The sequence below is a fragment of the Bradyrhizobium sp. AZCC 1588 genome (genome assembly GCF_036924735.1).
Taxonomy (GTDB): Bacteria; Pseudomonadota; Alphaproteobacteria; order Rhizobiales; family Xanthobacteraceae; genus Bradyrhizobium.
Genome location: NZ_JAZHSC010000001.1, coordinates 524778 through 540128, shown reverse-complemented (window position 1 = coordinate 540128; position 15351 = coordinate 524778). Strand labels below are relative to the sequence as shown.

Annotated in this window: 18 protein-coding genes and 1 pseudogene; 15 read left to right on the top strand and 4 right to left on the bottom strand. The window is 62.3% G+C overall.

What is annotated here, in order from left to right; translation table 11 throughout:
• The first annotated feature begins 19 nt into the window (after positions 1-19).
• From V1277_RS02625 to V1277_RS02610, 4 genes and pseudogenes are all read left to right on the top strand, one after another.
• Positions 20-409, top strand: coding sequence for a DUF4189 domain-containing protein (locus tag V1277_RS02625; protein ID WP_334420262.1), 390 nt, complete (start codon positions 20-22; stop codon positions 407-409).
• A 126-nt stretch (positions 410-535) separates the two neighbouring features.
• A complete protein-coding gene (locus tag V1277_RS02620; RefSeq protein ID WP_334414895.1) occupies positions 536-943 on the top strand; it encodes a DUF2000 family protein in 408 nt (135 codons plus the stop codon).
• Between the two features lie 218 nt (positions 944-1161).
• A complete protein-coding gene (locus V1277_RS02615; RefSeq protein WP_334414894.1) occupies positions 1162-2028 on the top strand; it encodes an SMP-30/gluconolactonase/LRE family protein in 867 nt (288 codons plus the stop codon).
• Positions 2029-2093: 65 nt separating this feature from the next.
• Positions 2094-2227: pseudogene (locus V1277_RS02610) on the top strand (DUF2000 domain-containing protein); the annotation flags it as partial.
• 63 nt (positions 2228-2290) lie between these two features.
• On the opposite strand, the gene V1277_RS02605 reads toward V1277_RS02610, so the two are convergent.
• Both V1277_RS02605 and V1277_RS02600 read right to left on the bottom strand, forming a co-directional pair.
• Positions 2291-2473, bottom strand: a complete 183-nt coding sequence (locus V1277_RS02605; protein WP_334414893.1) for a hypothetical protein — start codon at positions 2471-2473, stop codon at positions 2291-2293.
• 154 nt (positions 2474-2627) lie between these two features.
• Entirely contained in the window at positions 2628-2945 is a 318-nt protein-coding gene (locus V1277_RS02600) for a hypothetical protein (RefSeq protein WP_334414892.1), read from the bottom strand.
• Positions 2946-3323: 378 nt separating this feature from the next.
• Between V1277_RS02600 and V1277_RS02595 the strand changes: the two genes are divergently transcribed.
• From V1277_RS02595 to V1277_RS02585, 3 genes are all read left to right on the top strand, one after another.
• Positions 3324-4643, top strand: a complete 1320-nt coding sequence (locus V1277_RS02595; protein ID WP_334414891.1) for a sulfite oxidase — start codon at positions 3324-3326, stop codon at positions 4641-4643.
• A complete protein-coding gene (locus V1277_RS02590; protein WP_334414890.1) occupies positions 4640-4990 on the top strand; it encodes a hypothetical protein in 351 nt (116 codons plus the stop codon). The genes V1277_RS02595 and V1277_RS02590 overlap by 4 nt, the downstream gene beginning before the upstream one ends.
• A gap of 237 nt (positions 4991-5227) precedes the next feature.
• Complete coding sequence (locus V1277_RS02585; protein WP_334414889.1) at positions 5228-5440, top strand: hypothetical protein; 213 nt, start codon at positions 5228-5230, stop codon at positions 5438-5440.
• 244 nt (positions 5441-5684) lie between these two features.
• On the opposite strand, the gene V1277_RS02580 is transcribed toward V1277_RS02585, so the two are convergent.
• Positions 5685-6638, bottom strand: coding sequence for a cyclase family protein (locus tag V1277_RS02580; protein WP_334414888.1), 954 nt, complete (start codon positions 6636-6638; stop codon positions 5685-5687).
• A 206-nt stretch (positions 6639-6844) separates the two neighbouring features.
• Here V1277_RS02580 and V1277_RS02575 point away from each other — a divergent pair, with 206 nt between their 5' ends.
• From V1277_RS02575 to V1277_RS02540, 8 genes are all read left to right on the top strand, one after another.
• Positions 6845-7933 (top strand): TRAP transporter substrate-binding protein, encoded by a 1089-nt coding sequence (locus V1277_RS02575; RefSeq protein WP_334414887.1) that lies wholly within the window; start codon positions 6845-6847, stop codon positions 7931-7933.
• 145 nt (positions 7934-8078) lie between these two features.
• Complete coding sequence (locus V1277_RS02570) at positions 8079-8474, top strand: hypothetical protein (protein ID WP_334414886.1); 396 nt, start codon at positions 8079-8081, stop codon at positions 8472-8474.
• A gap of 319 nt (positions 8475-8793) precedes the next feature.
• Positions 8794-9501: a TetR/AcrR family transcriptional regulator gene (locus V1277_RS02565; protein ID WP_334414885.1), complete on the top strand. Its 708-nt coding sequence runs from the start codon at positions 8794-8796 to the stop codon at positions 9499-9501.
• Entirely contained in the window at positions 9498-10283 is a 786-nt protein-coding gene (locus V1277_RS02560) for an HlyD family secretion protein (protein ID WP_334414884.1), read from the top strand. The genes V1277_RS02565 and V1277_RS02560 overlap by 4 nt, the downstream gene beginning before the upstream one ends.
• Positions 10280-11227, top strand: coding sequence for an ABC transporter ATP-binding protein (locus tag V1277_RS02555; protein ID WP_334414883.1), 948 nt, complete (start codon positions 10280-10282; stop codon positions 11225-11227). Before V1277_RS02560 ends, V1277_RS02555 begins: the two co-directional genes overlap by 4 nt.
• The gene (locus V1277_RS02550) at positions 11224-12390 is read left to right on the top strand and encodes an ABC transporter permease (protein ID WP_334414882.1); all 1167 of its coding nucleotides are present in this window, start codon (positions 11224-11226) and stop codon (positions 12388-12390) included. Before V1277_RS02555 ends, V1277_RS02550 begins: the two co-directional genes overlap by 4 nt.
• Positions 12391-12520: 130 nt before the next feature.
• Positions 12521-13828 carry an adenylate/guanylate cyclase domain-containing protein gene (locus V1277_RS02545; protein ID WP_442894440.1) on the top strand — a complete coding sequence of 436 codons (1308 nt, stop codon included), beginning with the start codon at positions 12521-12523 and terminating at the stop codon, positions 13826-13828.
• A gap of 11 nt (positions 13829-13839) precedes the next feature.
• Complete coding sequence (locus tag V1277_RS02540) at positions 13840-14754, top strand: PhzF family phenazine biosynthesis protein (RefSeq protein WP_334414881.1); 915 nt, start codon at positions 13840-13842, stop codon at positions 14752-14754.
• 62 nt (positions 14755-14816) lie between these two features.
• Here V1277_RS02540 and V1277_RS02535 read toward each other — a convergent pair whose 3' ends face one another.
• On the bottom strand, positions 14817-15281 hold the full coding sequence (locus tag V1277_RS02535) for a DUF488 domain-containing protein (protein WP_334414880.1): 465 nt from the start codon (positions 15279-15281) through the stop codon (positions 14817-14819).
• Positions 15282-15351: the final 70 nt, after the last annotated feature.

Sequence of the window (15351 nt, the reverse complement as noted above, 5' to 3'; positions counted from 1 at the left end):
CTCGGGGGAGGGGATTTTGATCGTATCGACTGTCGCGGCACAGCGCCGCGCGCTGTTCGTCGTTGCATTGACGCTGATACTGGCCGTCTCGAGCTACATCACCAGGGCATGGGCGGCCGGCGCGGTCGCGATCGGCAAGTGCGGTGCTTACGGCCAGGCCTATGATTATGCCGCCGAGGCCGACGCGCGCACCGCGGCGCTGAAGCAGTGCAAGGGCACCTGCACCGCGATTACCATGAAACGCGCCTGCGCCGCGTTCGCCATCGACATGACCAATCCCTGCGGTCCCCACGGCTACGCGGTAAAGCCGAAGATTTCGAGCTCGCTCAACGCCGCAACAAAGAAATGCTATGAATTCGGCGGCAAGGAATGCGTGATCCGCGCCTGGGCCTGCGACGCCAAGGGGTGATTTTTGCTATTGTCATTCCGGGGCGGCTCGCAGAGCCGAACTATGGTGCGCAATTGCGCACCTGAGAATCTCGAGATTCCGGGTCTGGTGCTGGCGCACCATCCCGGAATGACATCGGGAGTTCTCATGCAATTCGACACCAAGATCGCGGTCGTGATCCGGAGCGATCTCGAAGCCTGGCAGAAGCTCAATGTCGCGTCTTTTCTGGCCGGCGGCATCGCCGCTTTCCCCGAATGTATCGGCGAGCCCTATGGCGACGGCTCAGGCACCAGATATCTGTCGCTGATCGGCCAGCCGATCCTGATCTACGGCGCCGACCGGCCGGCGCTGTCCCGCGCGCTGGAACGCTCGCTCGCCCGCAACGTCACGCCCGCGGTCTATACCGAGGACATGTTCAAGACCACGCATGACGCCGCCAACCGCGAGGTGCTTAAGGGCGTGATCCGTGCCGAGCTCAATCTGGTCGGGCTCGCGATGCGCGCCGAGCGGAAGGTGATCGACAAGATCGTCGACGGGCTGAAGTTTCACAGCTAGGCGTTTTCGAAAGCCTGAGCTATTGGCCCGGCGTTGCGCCAGGCTGGCCTCGTTGAAGAGGTAATAGAATAACGAGTGACCTCAGGACAGCCACTGCGATTGACCAAGTCAGACCGCATCTGCCCCGACTAACTCGGCTGCGCAATTTCAAAGAAGAGCCGAGGAACATCTGCCGTAACAGACTTGTTCGTTCGTCGGGGCAGCACGAGGAGGCTACCATGAGGACACCTCAGCTCTCCGCATTAATGTTAGCTGTTCTTACCTTCAGCGCCGGCGCCGCGGAACCTCAGAAGCTGTGGGAGGCGAGTGGCTTCAAGAACCCCGAATCGGCGGTCTTCGACCGAACTGCGGGGGCCGTCTATGTGTCGAACGTCAACGGCGATCCGATGAAAAAGGATGGCAACGGCTTCGTTTCAAAGCTCGGGCCGGATGGGAAGGTCGTAACAATCGAGTGGGTCAAGGGACTCGATAGTCCGACCGGGCTCGCGCTTGCCAATGGCAAGCTCTACGTCGCAGACGTGGACCGGATTGCGGAAATCGACCCCGCCAAGGGCGAAGTCCTGAACCGGTTCGAGGCACCCGGATCCAAGTTTTTGAACGACCTCGCCGCTGACAAGAGTGGACGGATTTACGCTTCCGATATGGTGTCAAACAGCATTTGGGTGCTCGACGGCGGCAAGCTGTCTCTCCTGATGCAGGATGACGCGCTCGAAAATCCGAACGGGCTCCTCGCCGAGGACGGCCGGCTTGTGGTTGCGTCGTGGGGCAAAATGGCTCCCGACTTCTCGACGAAGGTGCCCGGCCGCATGAAGACGGTCGATCTCGCGACGAAGAAAGTATCTGATCTAGGAAGCTCGGCACCAGTCGGCAATCTCGACGGCGTCGAACCCGATGGCAAGGACGGCTATCTCGTCACCGATTGGATGACCGGCGGGCTGTTCCGCATCGCGAGCAATGGCACAGCAACGCGCCTCCTTCCGCTTGCGAAGGGGAGCGCTGATCTTGGGATGGGGCCGGATGGTACCGTCATGATCCCGATGATGATGGAAGGCACTGTTGTGGCTTACAGGGTCGATACACGCTGAGAACAGGCGTGCGCCTGGGCTGAGCCGGGCGTGGCTTCTGATGAAGTGCGCTTCGGACACGATGGTCAACGCATGACGCTGCCAACCGCGGGTGGTTAATTGCGTGATCCGTGCCGAGCTCAACCTGGTCGGCTTCGCTGTTCGTGCCGAGCGCAAAGTGATCGACAAGATCGTCGACGGGCTGAAGTTTCATATCTAGAGCAATCGACCGATAAGTTCAGAGCGGTCGGCGGGCGTTCGTTCTGATGTGCAAGTATCCTGCTTAGTCTTCGTCCGGCTCACGTATGACCGGTGCTTCGTCTGCGCCCTCTTCTTCGTCCTCTTCCTCTTCGTCCTCATCGTCTTCATCAGGAGGATCTCGAGGCGGCATCGTGTTGCCCGCGATTAGGGAGGGATTCCAGTCGATCAATCCGCTAGAAATTTTCTCGGGGATGTGTGGGGTCATGTTGTTGCTCCTTGGATGTGACCGTGCGACCAGCGGACACCCATCGGGAGCGGTGACAATGTCAGCTTGTCCCAATGACAGAAATGGTGCCGTCAGACATCGCCCCGTCGTGTCCGAAGAAGAGCGGACACCGGAGCGGCAACCGTCATGCGCCTCAGCTCTGCAGTCCAACAAATCCACGCAGCTTCTTGACCGTCTCGGCAGCGTCGTTGGCTTCCTCGGTGGTCAGGACGGTGATCTCGCCATTGCGCCTGTGCATGACGCTGTGGTGGATTGGTGCGCCTGAAAGGCTGTCCACGTCGGACTTCACCGCGATGTCGTCGATTTCGGAGAGCGCGAACTCGACAGGCTTCTTGTTCCACAGCAACATTTTTTGCTGCAGTATCGCCTTGCCGGAATCCTTGTCGAACGTAAGCGTGGTCGAGCCTGCTTTCAGAACGAGCTTGCTCGGAGCTTCTTGGATACTAGTCATGGCAGGTCTCCGCTGTTTCCAACTTTGACTTGGCAGCTATCGGGCGATGCCTCGATAGCCGACGATACCTGCCCCTCGGCGACCGGTGGTGATGATTGCTGCCAGTACAGAAAGTTGCGAGCAATGCAAGTCTGACGACAGGCATGTCCCGCCTTCCTTGTGCGGCGGTCGCATCTTGCGAATCTCGCAAGGTTTGTGGGCCCTGTCGAGCGACAAATTGACGCCAATGCCGGACGCCTCGAAGCGCACGATCCTGCGCGGCGGCTCCTCCAGGCCGTCTTGCGGCAAAGCCGCAAAACGCGAATACTCCCGCCAGCCGGGTTTCCCGAGGGGAACTGCGGCCAAAAAGCCCGGCATAGGGCAATGAGGGAGGATATCATGTCGCGGGAGTCCGGGCGCGATGCGCCCAATGGCAACAATTTCAATACCAGCCGGCGCAGATTTTTGGGCAGTTCAGGGCTGGCTGCGATCGGCGCCGTCATCGGAGGCGCGATGCCGCTCTCGCGCAACGGCGGCGGAATCCCTCAGGCCCAAGCGCAGGCCGCTCCGGCCGCCGCGCCCCCGTCGGCCGCCGCGCCCGCGCCGGCCAAGGGACCGCAACACCTGAAATATCCCGGCAAGAGCGAGGGGCTGGTCGTGCTCGGCGAGCGGCCACTGGTCGCCGAGACGCCGGAAAGCCTGCTCGACGACGACACCACGCCGATCGAGAAATTCTACATCCGCAACAACGGGCAGATCCCCGAGGCGGCGAAGGATCCCGACGCCTGGAAGATCACCATCGATGGCGAGGTCAACAACAGGATAGAGATCACGCTCGGCGAGTTGAAATCGAAATACAAGGCCGTGACGCGGCGCATGGTGCTGGAATGCGGCGGCAACGGCCGTGCCGGATTCTCGCCGCCGGCGCGCGGCAACCAGTGGACCAATGGCGGGGCGGGCTGCGCCGAATGGACCGGCGTGCCGCTCGCCGATCTGCTCAAGAAGGCGGGCCTGAAGCCATCAGCAAAATACACCGCGCATTATGCGGCCGATCTTCATCTGTCGGGCGATGCCAATAAGCCGAGCCTCTCGCGCGGCGTGCGGCTGGAGAAGGCGATGGACTCCAACACGATGATCGTCTGGGCCATGAACGGCAAGCCGCTGCCGAACATCCATGGCGGACCGGTGCGCCTGATAGTGCCCGGCTGGTCGGGCTCGGCCTCGCAGAAATGGCTGACGCGCATCACCATCCGCGACCGCGAGCATGACGGCCCCGGCATGACGGAGTTTTCCTACCGCACGCCGATCAAGCCGATGGTGCCCGGCGGCAAGGCCGATCCGGCAAACTTCCGCATCCTGGAATCGATGCCGGTGCGCTCGATCATTACCAATCCGGCCAACGGCGCCAAGTTCGCGGCCGGCACCAAGGAGCTGAAGCTGCGCGGCGCGTCCTGGGCCGGCGATCTCACCGTCAAGCAGGTGGATATCTCCACCGATTTCGGCGCGAGCTGGCAGCGGGCCACGCTCGAGAAGCCGAAGAACAAATATGACTGGCAGCGCTGGACCGCGACCTTGAAACTGCCGAGTGACGGCTATTTCGAGATCTGGGCGCGCGCAACCGATTCCAAGGGCGCGATGCAGCCGCATCAGGCCGGCTTCTGGAATCCGCAAGGCTATGGCGGCAACGCCATGCACCGCATCGCCGTGCTGGTCGGATGATGCAGCGCTTGGTGTGGTTCGCGATGGCCGGCGCGCTCTGGATCGTGCCGGCCATGGCGCAGACAGCGTTTGCGCCACGCGAGGAAAGTCCGGAGGAGTTTCCCGCAGGTCCCGGCCGCGATGAGACTTTCTACGCCTGCACCGCCTGCCACGGTTTCCGCCTGGTGGCGCAGCAGGGCATGACGCGCGCGCAGTGGGAGGATTCGGTCAACCTGATGATCCGCCGCCACAACATGCCGCCGCTCGACGACAAGGACCGCGAAAAGGTCCTGAGCTATCTCGAGACGGCCTATCCGCCGCGCGCGCCGGCGGGCCGGGGAGGCTGGGTGAACCCGTTCGCGAAGTGAGCGCTCGCGACTCACACTTCGTCCAGTGATCTCGCAGATCAGACGATTCGCCTGGGTCGGCGGACATGCGTATTTGATACTACAGCCATGTGATTGCGCCGGGCATTTTGCGCGGCGAGGTGCAAAATTGATGCATGAGTGCGAGCTATTTGGTCTCGCATTTGTTGGCACCAATACCTATCTCTCGCATCAGGGAAGGAAATTCGCCCAAGGACAACTCCGATAAAGGAGCCATCCATGGCGAACGCACTCACCACTGGGGCCTGGTTTTCTGCCCCGACCGGAAAGCCCTCGTTCTTCACCCGATTGTTGCGCGTTCAAATCGAAGCCCGTCAGCGGCGGGCTGACCGTGTCGTTGCGCAGCACCTTGCCGCCCGCGGGTTCAAACCGACTGACGACGCCGAGCATCAGGCCGGGCGTCTGCTTGCTAAAGCGGGGCGGCAGCCATGATCACACTCATCCTCGTGCAGTTGGCAACCAGGCTCGCGCGCCTTGGGAAGGAGGGTCTTGCGGCGTGGCACGAAGCCCAGCGCCTTCGCCGTCTCCTTCCGGGCCCGACCGAGGAGTAGCCCGGTTGGCGTGAACAGACGCGCCACGACAAAATCCTGAGCTTCGGTTCTGGTTTGATCAGAACCGAGGCAAGGGCCCAGCCGCATATCGCTCGCTCATGCGGGCTACCGGTTGTCCTAAGCCGCTACCTCACCGCGATCGGTGACACCGTGGAGCCGGAGCCGCCCTGAATTTTGAGCGGCTGCATCACGAAGGCGAATTCGCCGACGCCCTTCTGCACGAGTTCGTCGAGCTTGAGATTCTCCAACAGATGGATACCGTTCACCACGAGCGCAATCTGGTGCACCGGAAGGGACAATTGCTTGTCGGGGTTAGGTGAGACCTCGACCGGCCAGTTGTCGGCGCCGAGCAGCATCGGGTCCTTTGCGGCTAACCAGAGCGCGGCCGGCACGCCGATGCCTGGGCAGGATTTCACGTAGCGCGGGTTGTCCTTGCCGTAAAGCTTGCCCCAGCCGGTGTGGATGACTACCGCGTCGCCGGGCTGCAGCGTCAGATTCTGCTTCTTCAGGGCACCCTCCAGATCTTCCACGGTGATTTCGTAATTGTCGCCCAGCATCTCGACGCCCTTGAAGCCCGCGACGTCGATCAGCACGCCGCGCGTGAACAGCGTGCCCACATTATGGATTCCGAACTTCTTGAATCCGGTGCGATCTGAGTTCTCGTCGACCTTCTGGCAATTGTACCAGCTATTGAGATGGGTCTGGTGCGCAAAGCCGTCGAACTGCGTGCCGACCTGGCCAAGCTCGGTAATGATGATCTCTTCGTTCGAGCCACGCATGTTGGAGAACTGGTTCATGAACGTGCGCTTGGTATGCATGTCGAAGCGCCGCGTTCCGAAGAAGGCCATGCTGGGACCGAGCACGTGCGCGAGCTCGATCACCTCACCGGTCTTGATCAGCTTCGCCGCGTTCATCACGGCCGCGGGCTTCTGGTGATTGGCCGAACCGCGCTCGTCGGCCGCGCCCCATTTCGACGGACAGCGTTGGCTTTCGGACGGAACGGTCCAGGTTGGTGCTTGCGCGTAGGCAGCGGCGGAAAACGCAAGCGCGATCGCCGCACCCAATGTGAATGCTTTCATCTGTAACCTCCCAGGAGAGGGCGCTCTGGAGACGGCACCCCTGAGATAAATAATGCTGGTCCGATTGAGGCGGTTCAAGCGGCAATTCGCCTGATAACGGTGAGGTTGTGCTTCCACGCATGTCTCGAAGTCCGTTATGATGAGGTCAAACGGGCGGGGAAGGCTCTTTGCCTTCCGCTAATCGACTTTCATTGAGGGAGCACATCATGAAACGCCGTACGTTCCTCAAAGGCAGCGCCGTGGTCGGCGCGACGACGCTGGTTGCGGCACCTGCGATCGCGCAAGCAGCGCCCGAGATCAAATGGCGTTTGACCTCGAGCTTTCCGAAGTCGCTCGAAACCATCTTCGGCACGGCGCAGACTTTCGCGAAATACGTGGCTGATGCCACCGACAACAAGTTTCAGATTCAGACCTTTGCGGCAGGCGAGATCGTGCCCGGCTTGCAGGCGCTTGATGCGGTGAGCTCCTCGACCGTCGAGATCGCGCAGACGCCGCTCTATTTCTACATCGGCAAGGAGCCGGCGCTGGCCTATGCGACGGGCGCGCCCTTCGGCATGAACCATCGCCATCAGCACTCCTGGTGGACGTTCGGCGGCGGCGCCGATCTCTGCAACGAGGCGCTGAAGCCTTTCAAGGCGCACGCGATTCTGTGCGGCAATTCCGGTACGCAAATGGGCGGCTGGTTCCGCAAGGAGATCAAGACGGTCGACGATCTCAAGGGCCTGAAATTCCGCATCGCAGGCATGGGCGGCCATGTGCTCGCAAGGCTTGGCGTCGTGCCGCAGCAGATCGCGGGCGGTGACGTATATCCGGCGCTCGAGCGAGGAACGATCGATGCCGCGGAGTTCGTCGGTCCCTACGATGACGAGAAGCTCGGCTTCTACAAGGTGGCGAAGTACTACTACTTCCCCGGCTGGTGGGAAGGCGGGGCCATGCTGCACATGGCCGTGAACGACGAGAAGTGGAATGCGCTTCCCAAGCCATACCAGGCGATCCTCAACCAGGCCGCTTCGGCAGCCGGCGCGTGGATGATCGAAAAATATGACAGCGTCAATCCTGCGTCGTTGAAGCGACTCGTCGCCAACGGCGCGGAGCTGCGCGCATTTCCGCAGCCGGTCCTGGAAGCCTGCTACAAGGCCACGCAGGACCATCTGAACGAGATCGCCGAGAAGAGCCCGCTGTTCAAGAAGACCAAGGAGAGCCATGACGCGTACATGAAGGAAGTGCTGTTCTATACGCAGATCGCGGAAAATTATTACGACAACTACCTGCTCAGCAAAATGCGCAAGGGGTGAGTGGGCCGGTCGGGAGAGAGTAAGCGTAGGTCCGGATGAGCGAAGCGACATCCGGGTCAGGTCCCGCATGTCGCTTCGCCCATGTGGGCTACGGGCTGCTTGGGGAATAATGACGAGACGGCGGAGCTCGATCGCGATCGTGCTAATGGTGACAACGCTTTCTGTCGCTGCAGCCGCGCCATGGCCGATTTATTGGATTGCACTCAACGAGATCGAAGGCCGCCCGACGCCAGCCACGCACACGGCCACCGCGGAGCAGGTAGATAGCTTGTTTAGGAAACTACGGTTATCTCAACCTGTCCAAATCGATCCGATCTCGCAATACTCCTATTTTCTTCAAGGAGTACGCCCAAGCGCAAGCACTCGGATCGCCTGGATCATTGCACGCTCTCATAATATGAACCACTTGAGCGATCATCGATATTGGCACTTGTCTGGCGCGGCGTTGACCATTTGGCTCACGCGCAACTGGACGTCAACCGAGCTGATCGCCAGGGCCATTGAGCTGGAAAACCTGACGGCCACTTCAGTTGTGCCTTGATAAGCAAGCACGGCCTGGACGGGCCGCGCGCGAATGTGGACCCCGACGATAAATTTCCGCGACGACATCCGGGTCAAGACTCGCATATCGCTCCGCTCATGCGGGCTACCTAGCGATTATGCTGAGGTCGCGCTGACATAAGGAATGCTGCCCACTGCGACATCCCGCATGCATGGGATGTGACACTCCTTTGGCGAGGCGCAACATCCTCCGAAAGGGCAGCGCGATCGAGCGGATCTCCAGCCGGGGTCACGCCCATGTGAAAGGTCGCTTTCTGGTTCCAGTTGACAATGACTGACCGGTCAGTCATAAATGAAGCATGACAAAAGAAGCCACCAAAACCGCCAGGAAATCGGCTCCGAAGCCGGCCAATCGCCGGACCGGGGCGAAAGCGTCGGCGTCCTCGAAACCGCTGCCGGCTTCCAGCCGCGCCGAACGCGCGGCCGAGCGGCGCGGGGCCATCATCGCGGCTGCGATGGACGAATTCATCGCGCGCGGCTTTGCGGCGACACGGCTCGACGACATCGCCAAACGCGCCGGTGTCGCCAAGGGCACGATCTATCTGCACTTCAAGGACAAGGAATCGATGTTCGAGGAATTGATCCGGACCGCCATCGTGCCGCTGGTCACCCGCCTCTGGGCGACGCCCCCGCAACCCGGAGCATCGGTGCGCGACATGGTGGAGGGCTTTGCCAAAACCTTCATCGAGGAGGTGGCCGCCACGCGGCGCGGCGACCTTGTGCGGCTGATCGTTGCCGAAGGCCCGCGATTTCCTGAGGTCGCCGACTTCTATTACCGCGAAGTGGTGTCGCGAGGCCTCGCGGGCATGCGCGCGCTGATCGAACTCGGCATCGCGCGTGGTGAGATCCAACACAAGAACCTGGCGCGGTTTCCGCAAATCATGGTGGCGCCCGCGCTCATCGCCGTGATCTGGCAGAGCCTTTTCAGCAGACATGCGCCACTGGATGCCCTCGAAATGTTTCGCGTGCATCTCGATCTGATTTTTGGCGAACGGAGGACGGCATGACTTCGTCGCGAATGATAGCGATCCTGGCCGCGCTGGCGCTCGCTGCCGTGCTCTCAGGCTGCAATGAGCGCAGGGATCCGGGCTTCCAGGGCTGGGTGGAGGCCGACATGATCTTTGTCAGCCCCGACGAAACCGGACGCGTCACCAAGCTTAACGTGCGCGAGGGCGACGAGGTGAAGCCCGGCATGCAGCTCTATACCGTCGACGACGATTTGCAGCAGGCCGACCTCAATCAGAACAAGGCGACACTCGCCAATGCGCAGCAGACCTATGACCGCGCGGCGTCGCTGAGCAAGACCGGCTCCGGCACGCAGGCCAACCTCGATTCGGCAACCTCGGCATTGCGCGTCGCGGAAGCCCGCGTCAACACCTCGCAGACCCGCCTGGCGCGGCGGAGCGGCTTTGCGCCGGTCGGCGGCACCATCCAGCAGATCTATTTCCGCGAAGGCGAAATGGTGCCGGCGCAGCGGCCGGTACTGTCGATCATGCCGCCCGGCAACATGAAGATTCGCTTCTTCGTGCCGGAGACAGAACTGCCGAAGCTTGCGATCGGCGACGAGGTGAAGGTGACCTGCGACAATTGCGCGGCCGATCTCACCGCAAAAATCTACTTCATCGCGACGACGGCGGAATATACCCCGCCGGTCATCTACAGCCTCGATGAGCGCAACAAGCTGGTCTACCTGATCCAGGCGCGGCCGAGCCGGCCGGACGTCTTGCGCGTTGGCCAGCCGATCAGCGTATTCCTCAACGCCCGGAGGCCGGTAGCGGAGAAGAAATGAGTTCGGTTTCGACGACATCTGCCGCGGATATCGCCATCAAGGTCGACGGGCTGTCGAAATCGTTCGGCGGCCGCGAGGTCGTGCATGACCTCTCGATGCAGGTGAAGCGCGGCTCGATCTACGGCTTTCTCGGGCCGAACGGCTCCGGCAAGACCACCACCATCCGCATGCTGTGCGGGCTACTGACACCCGATGCCGGCGAGGGCACCTGCCTCGGCTACGACATCCGCCGCGACGCCGACAAGATCAAGCGCCTGGTCGGCTACATGACCCAGCGCTTCAGCCTGTATCAGGATCTGTCAGTGCGCGAAAACCTCGAATTCGTCGCGCGGCTTTACGGCCTGCGCGACGCGCGCGGCGCTGCACGTGACATGATCCAGCGGATCGGCCTGAACGGCCGCGAGGAGCAGCTTGCCGGCGAACTGTCCGGCGGCTGGAAGCAGCGCCTGGCGCTCGGCGCCTGCACGCTGCCCAATCCGCAACTGCTGCTATTGGACGAGCCGACCGCCGGCGTCGATCCCAAGGCGCGGCGCGATTTCTGGAACGAGATCCACGCGCTCGCCGCCGAAGGCCTGACGGTGTTGGTCTCCACCCATTACATGGACGAGGCCGAGCGCTGTCACGAGATCGCCTATATCGCCTATGGCCACCTGCTGGCGCACGGCACGGTCGACGAAGTGATCGCGAAATCAGCGTTGTCGACCTACACGGTTTCCGGCGACGATCTCAACGGGCTTGCGGCCGAGCTCGCAGGCAAGCCCGGCATCGACATGGTGGCGCCGTTCGGCACCAGCCTGCACGTCTCAGGGCGCGACAAGTCCGCGCTTGAGGCAACCATCGCGCCTTATCGCGATAAGAGGGGATGGCGCTGGGAGGACAGCGAGCCGTCGCTGGAAGACGTGTTCATCGATCTCATGAACCGCTCAAAGGACAATTTCCAATGAGTGCAACCGATGCTGCCAGCCAAAATCGCGACGTGCCGGAGCCGGCCTTCGGCTTCTGGCGGCGCAGCTATGCGATGCTGGTCAAGGAATTCATCCAGCTCCGCCGCGACCGGGTCTCGTTCGCGATGATCGTGATGATCCCGGTCATGCAGTTGTTGCTGTTCGGCTATGCCATCAACACCACGCCGCGCCATCTGCCGACCGCGGTGCTGATCCAGGAGGACAGCGATCTGGCGCGCTCGGTGCTGAAGGCGCTGGAGAATACCAAATATTTCCGCTTCACCCGCGAAGTGCACAGCGTCGCGGAGTTCGACGATCTCCTGCAGTCGGGCAAGGTGCTGTTCGGGGTCGAGATCCCGCGCGGCTTTGAGCGCGCGGTGCGGCGCGGCGACCGCCCGGCGCTATTGGTCGCGGCCGACGCCACCGATCCGGTCGCGGCCGGCTCCGCGCTGGGCACGCTCGGTGCAGTGGTGCAGACCGCGCTCGCGCACGACCTCCACATCGGCGATCCGCCCGCGATGCCGTTCGAGATCAGGGCGCATGCCCGCTACAACCCGGCCGCGGAATCGCGGCTCAACATCGTGCCGGGCCTTGTCGGCACCATCCTGACCATGACCATGCTGATCTTCACCGCGTTGTCGGTGACGCGCGAAATCGAGCGCGGCACCATGGAGAGCCTGCTGTCGATGCCGATCAGGCCGGTGGAGGTGATGTTCGGCAAGATCATTCCCTATGTGATCGTCGGCTTCATCCAGGCCTCGCTGATCGTCGGCATCGGGACCTTGCTGTTTGGGGTGCCGATTCTCGGCAGCGTGGCGCTGCTGGCGGCGCTGACGACGCTGTTCATCACCACCAACCTGTCGATCGGATATACCTTCTCCACCATCGTGCAGAACCAGTTGCAGGCGATGCAGATGTCGATGATGTTTTTCCTGCCGAGCATTCTGTTGTCCGGCTTCATGTTTCCGTTCGCCGGCATGCCGGTCTGGGCGCAGTATCTCGGCGAGGGACTGCCGCTGACCCATTACATCCGCATCGTGCGCGCCATCATGCTGAAGGGCGCGGCTCCTTCCAACCTGCAATACGACACGATTGCACTCATTGTACTGATGCTGGTGGCAATGACGATCGCCGTGACACGCTTCCGTCGCACGCTCGATTGAGATTATATGCGTATCGTCATTCCGGGGCGACGCGCAGCATCGAACTATGGTGCGCAATTGCGCACCTGAGAATCTCGAGATTCCGGGTCTGGTCCTTCGGACCATCCCGGAATGACAGGGGAAGAAGAAAGTGAAGTTCTGGGGCAAGAGGAAAAGCGACCAAGACACCGGAGTTTCCGCTGACTTCCAGCGCGCACTGATGCGCGAGGTCATGGCGACCGAGCTGCTGCGGATCAAGGCGCTGATCGCGACTACCGTGTTGCTGGCCCTGATCCTCTGGACGGTCTACTTCTTCGCGTCCGACGTGGTCAGCCGCGTCTGGCACGGCAATCTGAAGCCGGAATACCTCTATGCGATCCTCGTGCCGTTCATCCTGTTCGAACTGTGGGTGCATGGCGCGATCACCCGCCATATGCGTCAGGGGCGCGACCTGCCGATCTTCCGGCGCTACCTCGGCGCGCTGATCGAAACCTCGATGCCGACGATCGCGCTGGCGCTGCACATCAACAGCATGGGATCGGTCGCGGCGCTCGGCTTCGTGGTGCCGATGACCTATTTCATCTTCATCATCCTCTCCACGCTGCGGCTGGATTTCTGGCTCTCCACTTTCACCGGCGCGGTCGCCGCCGTTCAGTTGTTTTGCATGGCGATCTTCTATCATCCGCCCACGGGCGACGCCGAGCCCAGCATTTACTATCACGCCGCGCGCAGCCTGATCCTCCTGATCTGCGGCTTGCTGGCTGGCGCCGTCGGGCACCAGTTGCGGCGGCAGTTCGAGGCGAGTATCAAGGCCGCGACCGCGCGCGACCGCATCACCAACCTGTTCGGCCAGCACGTCTCGCCGCAGGTGGTCGAGCGGCTGATGGCCGAGGGCACGAAAGCCGACAGCGATATCCGCCGCGTCGCCGTCATGTTCGTCGATTTTCGCAGCTTCACCGCCGGCGCACGCACGCGCACACCGCAGGAGGTGGTGGATCGGCTCGACGGCGCCTTTGCCGTCCTGGTCGACATTCTCGATCGGCACGGCGGCATCGTGAACAAATTTCTGGGCGACGGATTCATGGCGTTGTTCGGCGCGCCGCTGCAGGCGCCGGACCCAGCGCACCGCGCGGTCGCCGCGGCGCGCGAAATGCTGGAAGCCAATGCGCGGATTAACGAGGCGGCAAGCTGGCCGCTGCGCATCGGCATCGGCATTCACCTCGGCGAGGTGGTCGCGGGCAACATCGGCTCGCCCCGGCGCAAGGAATACACGGTGATCGGCGACACCGTGAACTTCGCCTCGCGGCTCGAAGCGCTCAACAAGGACTTCAACTCGCAATTCCTGATCTCCGAAGCGGTTCGCGACGCGCTGGGCGAAGCGTGCCGCGATGCCGTCTCGCTCGGCGAGGTGGAGGTCAGGGGCTATGAGCGGCCGATGGCCGTGTGGCGGCTGGCATAGGGAGAGAAAGAATGCAGCGGCGTTACATCACTGTCGACGTTTTCACCGACCGCGCCTTCGGCGGCAATCCGCTGGCCGTCGTGCTTGATGCCGGCGGGCTGTCGACCGAACAGATGCAGGCGATCGCCACCGAGTTCAACTATTCGGAGACGACCTTCGTGCTGCCGCCGGCCGACAAAGCCCACGACGCGCAGGTTCGCATCTTCACCGTGAACAGGGAGTTACCCTTCGCGGGTCATCCCAATGTCGGCACGGCCTTCGTGCTGGCGATGCTGGCGGCCAAGCCGCCGGCGCGATTGCTGTTCGAGGAGGGGGCAGGGATCGTGCCGGTCGAGATCGTGACCGAGCAGGGCAAGGTCGTCAGCACCGAATTCACGGCGCCGCAGCCGCTCAAGCGGATGTCGCATGTCAGTGTCGAACAAGCGGCGGCCTGTCTCTCGTTGTCGGCGAATGACGTCAAGACCGACCGTCATCCGCCGCAGGTCATCTCGGTCGGCCTGGCCTTCCTCGCGGTGGAAGTTGCCTCCCGCGAAGCGCTGCGGCGAGCGAGGCCCGATGCCGCCGCGTTCGCAAACACCTTCCCGTGTGACGGCAGCGACGCCGTCTATTTCTATACGCGCGACGTGCCGGCCGGTGAAAAGCCATGCGACTTGCAGGCGCGGATGTTTCATCCGGGCGCCAGTGGATTGTCCGAAGACCCGGCCACCGGCAGCGCGACGGCCGCCTGCGCGGCGCTGCTTGCCGATCTCGACGATGCCAGAGACGGCGAATTGAAATTGCGGATCGGGCAGGGCATCGACATGGGCCGGCCAAGCCTGTTGCTGACGCGCGTCCGCAAAGAGAATGGCGCGTTGGCTTCGATTCATGTCGGCGGTAGCTGCGTGAAGATGATGGAAGGAACGTTCTGGCTTGATGGGAAGGGGTGACGGAGAAAACATCGCCACACCGTCATTGCGACCCGTTGGCTCCCCGCAGTGACGGCGAGAGGCTAAACCTGTGGCGCGACCAGATTCTCCACCTTCGCGCCGTCTCGGTCCTCGATCATCTCGGCGATCCATTGCCGGTGGCAATGGGTGTGGTCGCGCTCGTAGCAGAGAATGCACACCGGACCCGACTTCCGCACCAGCGCCGACAGCTCGTCGAGCTCCTCCTTCGCCTGTGCCGTCTTGAGGTGGGCCGAATAGATCCTGTGCAGCAGATCGAACTTGCCGCTGCGCGCCGCCTCGCGGCCCTCCTTCGGCGTTCCCAGCCCCTTCAGGTGCAGATAGGAGATGCCGCGCTCGTCGAGGCCGGCCGCGAGCTGAGTTTTGGAGAAGCCCGGCCGCCGCGAGGAAGCAACGGCGCGCACGTCCACCAAGAGTTTGACGCCCGACGCTTCTAGCTTGTCGAGCACGGCCTTCGCCGGCGTTTGCTCATAGCCGATGGTGAAGAGGCGTTTGGTCTTGCGGGCCATGTCGATATCCGGTGCGTTGATCTGTCATCGGGAAAGCTAGGGTCGTGCGCGGATGATTTCCATATGCCGC